Below are 9219 nucleotides of genomic sequence, written 5' to 3'. Positions count from 1 at the left end.
TGCCGGATCGAGCGGCAGGAAAGCAGCCCCCGCCTTCAGCACGCCGAGCAAGGCCGCGATCAGACGCCCCGAGCGCGGCAGCATGATGCCGACGCGGGCCTCCGGCTCGACGCCCAGCCGCAGCAATCGATGCGCAATGCGATTGGCCATCGCCTCCAACTGGGCGCGGCTGAGCGTTTCATCCGCGCAGATCACGGCCGGAGCATCGGGCCCGGCTGCGGCATGAGCCGCGATCAGCGCGTGAACCGGCGCGTCCGCAAGGGGCTTGGCAGGGTAGGGCGCGGAGAGGCGGTCGAGCTCTTCCGGGCTCACCAATGCGATGGCATCGAGGCGAAGGCTGGGGTCGGCGGTGACGGCATCCAGCAGCGCCGCATAATCCTTGGCGAGCCGCGCAACGGTCGCCTCGCGGAACAGGTCGAGCGCGTAGCCGAAGCGTCCGGCGATGAGGCCGCCCGCATCCTCCCGCGTCTCCAGCGCCAGATCGAATTGCTGGCCGCCCGCTTCGCGCCCGAAGGCTTCGACGCCAAGGCCCGGTACCGGCGGCAGGGTCCCGAGCGCCGCCGGCTGGTGGGTATAAGCGATCTGCACCAGCGGCGCATGGGCAAGGCTTCGCTCGGGCGACAGCGCCTCGACCAGCTTCTCGAACGGCACATCCTGATGCGACTGCGCCCCGATCAGCGTCTCGCGCGTCGCCGCCAAAGCCTCCGCGAACGTCGCCGCGCCATCCAGCCGCGTGCGCAGCACCAGCGTGTTGACGAACAGGCCCGTCACCGCCTCGGTCTCGGGCCGTCCCCGGCCTGCGGCGGCAAGGCCGATGCGGATATCCGGTTCGCCGGTATAGCGGGCGAGCAGCGCCTTGAAGGCGGCGATCAGCACCATCACCGGCGTGGCCTGATGCGCTGCCGCCAGCGCCCGGATCTTTGCGCTCAGCGCCGCGTCCAGCGCGAAGCCAACAGCGCCGCCGCGCAGGCTGGCCGCCGCCGGCCGCGGACGGTCGAGCGGCAGCGGCAGGGGCGGCGCGCTGGCATCCAGGCGCTGCCGCCAATAGTCGAGCTGGCGCGCCATCGCCCCGGCTTCCAGGAACCGCGCCTGCCAGACGGCATAATCGGCATATTGCACCGGCAGCGGCGTCAGTGCCGTCTCGTCACCGGCATAGATCGCCAGCAATTCCTTCAGCAGCACCCCGATCGACCAGCCATCGGCGATGATGTGGTGCAGCGTGATCAGCAGCACATGCTCATCGCTCGCCAGCCGCACCAGCGTCGCCCGCAGCAGCGGCCCGGCTTCCAGATCGAACGGCGCGCGCGCCTCCGCCGCCGACAGCTCGGCGAGCCGCCGCTCGCGGTCGTCGAAGCCGCTCAAGTCCGCCTGCGCCAGCTCCACAGACGCCGCGCTCAAAACCTCCTGCTCGGCATCGCCGCCGGGCAGCCGCCGCATCCGTGTCCGCAGCGCCTCGTGCCGCTCCACCAGCCGGTCCAGCGCCCGCCGCAGCGCCGTCTCATCCAGCGTCCCCGACAGCCGCAGGCCCCCCGCGATGTGATAGACCGCCGCCGAGCCGCCGAGCTGACCCAGAAACCACAGCCGCGCCTGCGCCGCCGACAGCGGAAACTGCGTCGAACGCTCCCCGCGCGGCGCGGGCACGATCGCGACGCCGGCCGCAGTGCCATCGCCCTTCCGCCGTTCGATGTCGGCGGCGAGGCTGCGGATGGTCGGCGTCGCGAACAGCCCGGACATCTCCAGTGTCACGCCGCTCTCGCCGAGGCGCGCGGCCATCTGCATGGCCGAAATCGACGTGCCACCGGCGGCAAAAAAATGCTCGTCGCGGCCCACCGCCGGGCGGCCCAGGACCTCGCTCCAGATCGCGGCCAGCGCTCGCTCGCCCTCGGTCCAATCCGCCTGGCTCTCCGTGGGTGCAGCGGCGCCGGACATCGCCGCGCCATCCTCGACCACGGCATAGGCATCGAGGCTGCGGGCCAGCCAGCCCTGGCGCGTGGCGGCGCGCTGCAGCTTGCCGCTCGATGTGCGCGGCAGCGCGCCGGGGTTCAGCAGCACGACGACGCGGGCGGGCTCCAGGAACGCCTCGCTGACGGTCTGGCCAATCAGTTGCGCCAGCGCTTCGGGCTGCGTCAGCTTCTGCACCGAGCGCGCCACCTCGACGGCGATGCCGATGCCCTCGCGCCCGCCGATCTCGGCGGGAAAGGCGGCGATCCGGCCCTGGCGCAGAAGCTCCAGCTCGGATTCGAGCCGCTGCTCGATATCCTGCGGGTAGATGTTCTGGCCACGGATGATGATGAGGTCCTTGCTTCGCCCGGCGATGTGCAATTCGCCGCCGCGCATAAATCCGAGGTCGCCGGTGACGAGCTGGCGCCGGCCGCCGCGCAGAGGAAAGGTCCGCGCGGTGGCCTCGGGTTTGCGCCAATAACCGAGGGCCACATTCGGCCCGGACACGACGATCTCGCCGACGCGGCCTTCGGGCAGCGCCTCGCCCGTCTCCGGATCGGCGATGATGACGCGCTGCTCCTCGCCCGGCTTGCCGCAGGACACGACGCGGACGCCGTCCGGCTCCGCCCGGGCGAGCCCCTTCGCCAGATCCGCCTGCGCAAAGCCGGGTGCAAAGATCCCTTTGCCCATGCCGCCGACACTGACGAACAATGTCGCCTCGGCAAGGCCGTAGCAGGGATGGACCGCGCGGGCGTCGAAACCGGCGGGCGCGAATTTGGTGGCGAAGGCGTCCATGGTGGCGGCGCGCACCGGCTCGGAGCCGGAAAACGCCACTTTCCAGCAGGACAGGTCCAGTCCTGCGAGCGCGTCGTCCGGGATCAGATCGACGCAGAGCTTATAGGCGAAATCCGGGCCGCCGCTGCTGGTGGCGCGGTGGCGGCTGATCGCTTCCAGCCAGCGGCGCGGGCGGGCGAGGAAATGTTTCGGCGGCATGAGGATGCCGGGCACGCCGACGAAGATCGGCTGCAGCAGGCCGCCCATCAGGCCCATGTCGTGATAGAGCGGCAGCCAGCTCAGGCCGCGATCGCCGGGCGCGTCGCCGCCAAAAGGGCGCATCTGGCGGGCATTCGCCATCAGATTGGCGTGGCTGACCATGACGCCTTTCGGCTCCGAGGTGGAGCCGGAGGTGTATTGCAGCAGCGCGACATCGTCCGGGCCGGGCAGGTGGGTCTGCGCGGCGGCGTCCGGGGCGGGCGCGATATCCTCGCAGATAATGATTTCGGCGCGGACAGGCGTGCCGCTCAGCATCTCGGTGACGGCTTCGGCGTCGGCGCGCTGCACGAAGATGGCGCATGGCTCGGCGTCGAGGATGATGGCGGCGAGGCGGGCCTGATGCTGGGCGCGGCGCGGCTCGGGCGGGAAGGCGGGGACGGCGATGACGCCGCTTTGCAGGCAGCCGAAAAAGGCGGCGGCATAGTCGATGCCGGTGTCAAGCATGATGAGGGCACGGTCGCCCGCCGCGGCGACCCGATGCAAGGCGGCGGCGGCGGCCCGGGCGCGCTTGTCCACCACGGCATAGGAAAAATGGGTCTCGCCGGCGGCGTCGAGGAAGGTCAGGGCGACGTCGTCCGCGCGCGTCGAAGCCAGCTCGCTCAGATGGGCGGCGAAATTTTGCGGCGGAAGGGTGGGGAGGGAAGCGGGGGCCGGCCGAAGCATGTGGTTGCGTCCTTGCGAGCAAATGCCGTCCGATTTTGCGACGCGCATCGAACGAAGAGGTGACGCCGCGAGCCGCGCGGAATTTAGCTAAATTCCCAGAGGACGGCCGCGTCTTCTGCTTGCGGGTGACGGCGGCGGGCCGTGTCGCCAACCAAGCCAGCGGGCGAAATCCGATGCCGATCGACCCTTCCCGAATTTTTGGTCCCGGCTGGAACCGGAGCGCCGGCGCGCGGATCGTTTGCCTTCCGTTCGCGGGCGGGTCGGCGGCCAGTTTCGGGCCGTGGAGGCGCGGGTTCGACGGGGCGGTGCAGCTTCTGCCGGTCGAATTGCCGGGCAGGGGCGCGCGCTTTGCGGAGCCGCTCGTCGAGCATGCGGAGGTGATCGCGGCCGAGCTGGCGGAGGCCCTTAGCGGCTTGCCTGCGGCACCGCTACTGCTTTACGGGCATTCGATGGGCACCATCCTCGCCTATGAGACGGCGCGGCGGCTGCATGGCCGCGCCCAGATCGCGGGACTGGTGCTGACCGGGAGGCGCGCGCCGCATTGGCCGGACGCCAGGCCGGCGCGCCAGGATTTTTCCGACGCGGCGCTGATTGCCGAGATGCGCGCCATGGGCGGGACGCGGCCGGAGGTGTTCGAGTCCCCCGATTTGCTGTCGCTGATGCTGCCGGTGCTGCGCGCGGATTACCGGCTGGTGGCGAATTATCGTCCGGAGCTGGGCGCGCTCTTGCCGAAGCTTCCGCTTCCGGCCAGCGTCATCGGCGGCGAGGCAGATGCGCGCAATCCGGTGGATAGCCTCGCGGCCTGGGGCGAGCTCTTTGCCGGACCGGTCGAGACCGCGATCTGGCCCGGCGGGCATTTTTTCATTCACGCCCATCAACACCGGCTGCTGGCGCATTTGCGGGACTGCCTGGAGCGATGGATGAGCCCCATCAACGGCGCATGATCAGCAATGCGCGGTCGTGTCGTCGGCTGGGGCGCTGCCTTTACGCAGGTCCGCGAGCAGATGCGGGCAATTGCTGCAATAATCGTAGCTTGGGATCAGATAGCGCACGCAGCAGACCCGCCGCCAGCGCGGGTTGTCCGGCACGGCGTCGGAGTAGAAGACCGGGCGGTGAAAATGATTGCGCCCGCCATCGGGCCAGGCGCGGCCTGTCACAAGCAGGTCCGCCGCCGCGATAAGATCGGCAGGTGTGCCGGGCTTCTGCTCCAGCGCGCGGACGATGGCCTCGTAAAGGTTGGCGGCGTTCGTCCACAGCACGCGCGGCGAGACGCCCGAATAGGCGGCCAGTGCGTCGAAGGCGGGCTCCAGATGGCCGCGCACGAGCCCATCGAAACGGGTGAAGGCATCGGCGGGGGCGGTGACGGCGCCGTCATGTGGCAGGCGGATGGCGCCGGGCATTTTCTCGTCGTCGAGGATCAGGGCGATTTCGTCCAGCGCGACGGGCAGCGTGCGGCCGAGCAGCAGGCCCGCGACGACGACGCCCGGCATCAGCACATGCACGTAGTCGATGGCCCAGAGTGAGGCCAGCGCGCGGCGGTCGCCGGCGCCGAAATGCTCGGCGGCATGGTCCATCATGCGGTCGAGCGTCGCGGGTGCGAACAGCGCGCGCCCCTCGATGGCATCGCGCGGATCGCCGGGCAGCACCAGCGTGTCCCGGTAGGGCGCGAGCCCGTCGACGAAAATCGGCGCAAGCGATGGGATCACTGTCCGGGCCTTCCCTGCATGGCTTCTTCCTGTGGCGCCGATGTCGTTGCCGCGCGCCCCAGCCGTGGTCCGGTGAGCCGCGCGGACAGCGCCTCCAGCGGCCCTTGCCCGAAGTGGCGGCGCCAGAGCGCGGCAGCCAAACTCATCAGGGCGAAAATCGCCAGGGCGACGCCGAGGCCCCAGGCCGGTCCGATCATGCCATAGGCGCCTACTGCGTAGCCATGGAAGAGCAGTGCCATCAGCACCGATTGGCCGATATAGACCGAAAGCGACATCCGCCCATTCAGGGCGAAGATCTGCGTCAGCCGCCAATCGGCTGCCCAGAGCAGGAACCGAAGCGTGGCGGCGAAGATGAGCGTCGCGAGCAGCGGTGAGGATATGGCGCGCAAGATCACCTCCGGCGCGATCAGGGCGCCGCCCGCCCATTGTTTCGGCGCGACGGCGAGCGCGCCATAGGCGGGGCTGCTCAGGAGCGCGGGCCAAAAGATCGCGCGTCTGAGCCGTTCGGCGGCCGGCAGCATTGCCGCGAACGGGCGGCCGGCGAAAGTCTTCCGCGCCGCCGCGCCGACGAAGAATGCGCCCGCGATCAGCGGGGCGAGCACGAAGCTGCCAAAGATGTAGAACTCGGCCCATTCGGCGAGCCGGATGCCGAACATGGCGGCGATATCGCGCGAGCGGAATAGCGCGAGCGCCGCAACCGCGTCCGGCAGAGGCGGGTGGAGGATCGCGAGCGCTATCCCGATCACCGCGTTGCCGATGATGGCGGCGACCCACAGCACGATCGCCGCGCGCAGCAGGCGCTTGACCGGCCATCTGACTGCGGCGGGCAGGGCCAGCCCGATCAGCGCATAGGCCAGCAGGATGTCGCCCGCCCAGAACAGCAGGGCATGGACGATGCCGAAACCGGCGAGGACCAGCAGGCGCTTGCGGAACCATGCGGCGTTGCCGCTTTCGAGCTGGCGCGCGGCGCCGTAGCCGAACAGGAATGAGAAGATCAGGATGAAGGTGTTTTCGAAGGCCGCGCGGATGATGAAGGCGGCGGCAAGATCCGGCGCGCCCGGAAATTCGGCACGCCACCAGCTCCCCGCGACGCCGCCGGGCATCCCGAAAAAGGGCAGGTTCGCCGCCAGGATGCCGAGCAGCGCCACGCCGCGCAATGCATCGATCACCGGGTCGCGGGCGGAGTCCGGCATGGTCTGTCTCTCAACGGATTGGGTGCTCGCATCGTCAGATTGGACGATGGCGGGTCGCGGAAATTTAGTCTGGGGGAGCTATTTTTTTGGGGCTGGCCGGTACGGTGGAACCGCCCGCCGGCATGCGGTCAGAGCCGGCGCACGCCTTTGGATCGCCGGCTCTCCCGGCGTGACGGAGCCCGTGTCGGGAGACACAGGCGCCGGTCAAGATGGTTCGGATCGGAGATTTCGCCGGTTCACATGAAGCTGCGGCTCTTGACCTCGACAAGTTGCGCGCCGACGCGCCGCTCGCGCCGCCAGCCATTCGGGCTGACGCCGACCAGCCGCCGGAACAGCCGCGAGAAATGCGCCTGATCGGCAAAGCCGCAGGTCAGCGCGATCTGGCAAAGCGGCTCGTCGCCCGCCAGCATCATCGCCTGGGCGCGCTGGATGCGGCGGCGCGTGACATAGGCGTGCGGGGTCTGGCCGGTGCTCTCCTTGAAGGCGCGGCTGAAATGGCCGTTGCTCAAAGTGGCGATGCCGGCGAGTTCATTGCCGGTCAACTGGCTGTCCAGATGCGCATCGATATGGCTGATGACCCGGCGCACCTGCCAGGGCGCGAGGCCGCCGCGGGCAGGTCCTTCCGCCGGCTGTTCAAGTTCGGCGCCGTTGCGGGCGCGCTCGGTCTGCAGCAGGGAGCAGGCGTGCTTGACGCAGACCTTTGCGCCTTCGAGATCGCTCTCCCAGGCCAGTTCGGCCTGCTTCAGCAGCAACACGATGATCGCGTCCACGTCGCGCTTGCCGTCATCCTCGGGCCCCTGCGGGGTGGGCTCGGAACGGTCGGCGGGTGCGGAGCGCGGGAGAAAGTTCGGGAAGACGATATTGGAAGGATTTTCAGTGCTTTTAATCTGAACAAAGGACATCTCACCACTCCTGAAGGTCGTCATGACTGAAGGCAAATCAGGCGACTTGCCGAAAGGGTGAGGCATTCTCCCAGGGGAATCGAGTAAAGCGATGCAAGCGGTTGTTAGGAGATACAAAAACGCTGTCGCACAATGCTGCGTTTTTCAGCGGACCACATGCTTACCGATCCGTTCAACATCCGAACTAAAGGAGGGAAAATCCATGATTGCTTTGGCCGCTGACGCCAGGTCTAATTTTGCGTTAGCGCCGTGCCATTGCGGGAATGAGGCAAAAGCGTCCACGAACGGCGCTTGCCGTGTCCCGGGGCCAACATTTTTAATCATCGCTTAACTCACAATTCCGCATCCAAACCGCGAGGATCAGCGTTGAGATGTCGTGACGCGCCCATCCGAGGCGCGCGCCGGGTGCCCCCGCTTGACGCAATGGGACGATTTGAATGCTGATCGAACTGCCAATTACCGCCCCGCTTTTGGACGCTCGGACGCAAGCCTTCGTCGATTCGGTGGCCGTTTCCTGCCTGCATGGCCCGAACCATGCCGACGCGCGACGCTGCTTTTCCGCCATTCAATCCGGCCTCGTTGGCCGGCGCGCCGCCTATGTCGAGGACTTGCGGCTGCCGGTCGGGCCGACCGGGTCAGTGGTGGTGCGCATCGTACGGCCGGCGGCGTTCGAGCCGGTCCTGCCCGCCATCGTCTATTGCCATGGCGGCGGCTGGGTGATGGGCGGCAGGCGCACCCATGACCGGCTCCTGCGCGATCTGGCCAATGCCGCCGGCGCGGCGATTGTCTTCGTCGATTACACCCTCGCGCCGGAAGCCCGCTATCCCGTGCAGAACGAGGAAGCCTATGCCGTGCTCGAATATATCGCGGTCCATGCCGACAGGCTCGGCCTCGACCCCGCGCGGATCGCGGTCGCCGGCGATGGCGCGGGCGGCAATATGGCCGCGGCGCTGACGCTGATGGCCAAGGCGCGGCGCGGGCCGGAGATCGTCAGGCAGGTGCTGTTCTATCCCATCACAGCCGATGCCGGCGGCACCCCATCCTACGCGGCATTCTCGCTCGGGCCGTGGCTGACGAGCAGCGCCATGCAGGCTTATCTCAATGCGGCGTTTCCGGACGATGTGCGCGGTGAGATCACGGCCTTTCCCTTGCTGGCCAGCGCCGAACAGCTCAACGATCTGCCCGAGGCGCTCATCATCCTTGCCGAGAACGACGTGGTGCGCGACGAGGGCGAGGCCTATGCCCGCAAGCTGATCGAGGCCGGCGTGACCGTCACCGCCACCCGCTATAACGGCACCATCCATGATTTCGTGCTGCTGAACGCGCTCGCCGATACCGCGCCGGCGCGCGCCGCCATGGCCCAGGCCGCGCAGTGCCTGCGCGCCGCATTCGGCCTGGAAGATTGATGACCGCAAATCCCGCCGATCCGACAAAAACGGCATAGACCTGCAAGGCCCGGCCATTCGCGCGCCGTAAGCTGTTTCGGTAGCTCGGGCTGGCCACGGGGTGGCTTGGCGGACGAGACCCTGACATTGGCGTCGCCCGCCTCTGTCCGGCTCGCAGCGCGATTGCCAAGAGTTCGGCGCATCGTCGCCGCGCATCCGGTCCTCCCACCGGATACTGCCTTGCTGCTTATTCCCGGCGGACAAGGTGCTGACTAGTTGGGGCAGTGCACCTCCCTCTCTCACCCTCGGCACTGTCCCGCCCGCCGCGCGCGCTCCCGCCGCGGCGGGCTTTTTTATGTCCGGTCCAGCTTCGCGG

Annotated in this window: 6 protein-coding genes; 2 read left to right on the top strand and 4 right to left on the bottom strand. The window is 68.5% G+C overall.

Translation table 11 applies throughout. From position 1 onward, the window contains the following. A partial coding sequence (locus tag BLEFHOIH_RS21475) for a condensation domain-containing protein (RefSeq protein ID WP_170937313.1) occupies positions 1-3657 on the bottom strand: 3657 nt, incomplete at its 3' end. A 173-nt stretch (positions 3658-3830) separates the two neighbouring features. On the opposite strand from BLEFHOIH_RS21475, the gene BLEFHOIH_RS21470 reads away from it, so the two are divergent. Next, the gene (locus BLEFHOIH_RS21470) at positions 3831-4601 is read left to right on the top strand and encodes an alpha/beta fold hydrolase (RefSeq protein ID WP_125461845.1); all 771 of its coding nucleotides are present in this window, start codon (positions 3831-3833) and stop codon (positions 4599-4601) included. Here BLEFHOIH_RS21470 and fhuF read toward each other — a convergent pair whose 3' ends face one another. The 3 genes from fhuF to BLEFHOIH_RS21455 all read right to left on the bottom strand — a co-directional run bounded on the left by fhuF (position 4602) and on the right by BLEFHOIH_RS21455 (position 7458). Then, on the bottom strand, positions 4602-5363 hold the full coding sequence (gene fhuF / locus BLEFHOIH_RS21465) for a siderophore-iron reductase FhuF (protein WP_088348075.1): 762 nt from the start codon (positions 5361-5363) through the stop codon (positions 4602-4604). Next, positions 5360-6556 carry a DUF418 domain-containing protein gene (locus BLEFHOIH_RS21460; RefSeq protein WP_088348074.1) on the bottom strand — a complete coding sequence of 399 codons (1197 nt, stop codon included), beginning with the start codon at positions 6554-6556 and terminating at the stop codon, positions 5360-5362. Before BLEFHOIH_RS21460 ends, fhuF begins: the two co-directional genes overlap by 4 nt. A 236-nt stretch (positions 6557-6792) precedes the next feature. Beyond that, positions 6793-7458 carry an AraC family transcriptional regulator gene (locus BLEFHOIH_RS21455; RefSeq protein WP_170937312.1) on the bottom strand — a complete coding sequence of 222 codons (666 nt, stop codon included), beginning with the start codon at positions 7456-7458 and terminating at the stop codon, positions 6793-6795. Between the two features lie 437 nt (positions 7459-7895). Here BLEFHOIH_RS21455 and BLEFHOIH_RS21450 point away from each other — a divergent pair, with 437 nt between their 5' ends. Further along, positions 7896-8864, top strand: coding sequence for an alpha/beta hydrolase (locus BLEFHOIH_RS21450; RefSeq protein WP_088348072.1), 969 nt, complete (start codon positions 7896-7898; stop codon positions 8862-8864). Positions 8865-9219 lie beyond the last annotated feature (355 nt).

It is taken from the genome of Rhodomicrobium sp. R_RK_3, from assembly GCF_002198715.1.
Classification (GTDB): Bacteria; Pseudomonadota; Alphaproteobacteria; order Rhizobiales; family Rhodomicrobiaceae; genus R-RK-3.
Note: the sequence above shows the minus strand (reverse complement) of the source record. Positions and strands in the feature narration are given on the sequence as shown.

What these genes read in the sequence shown, in the direction of transcription:
- BLEFHOIH_RS21455 (WP_170937312.1), bottom strand. Translation starts at nt 7,458, where the DNA reads ATGTCCTTTGTTCAGATTAAAAGCACTGAAAATCCTTCCAATATCGTC.
- BLEFHOIH_RS21470 (WP_125461845.1), top strand. Translation starts at nt 3,831, where the DNA reads ATGCCGATCGACCCTTCCCGAATTTTTGGTCCCGGCTGGAACCGGAGC.
- BLEFHOIH_RS21450 (WP_088348072.1), top strand. Translation starts at nt 7,896, where the DNA reads ATGCTGATCGAACTGCCAATTACCGCCCCGCTTTTGGACGCTCGGACG.
- BLEFHOIH_RS21460 (WP_088348074.1), bottom strand. Translation starts at nt 6,556, where the DNA reads ATGCCGGACTCCGCCCGCGACCCGGTGATCGATGCATTGCGCGGCGTG.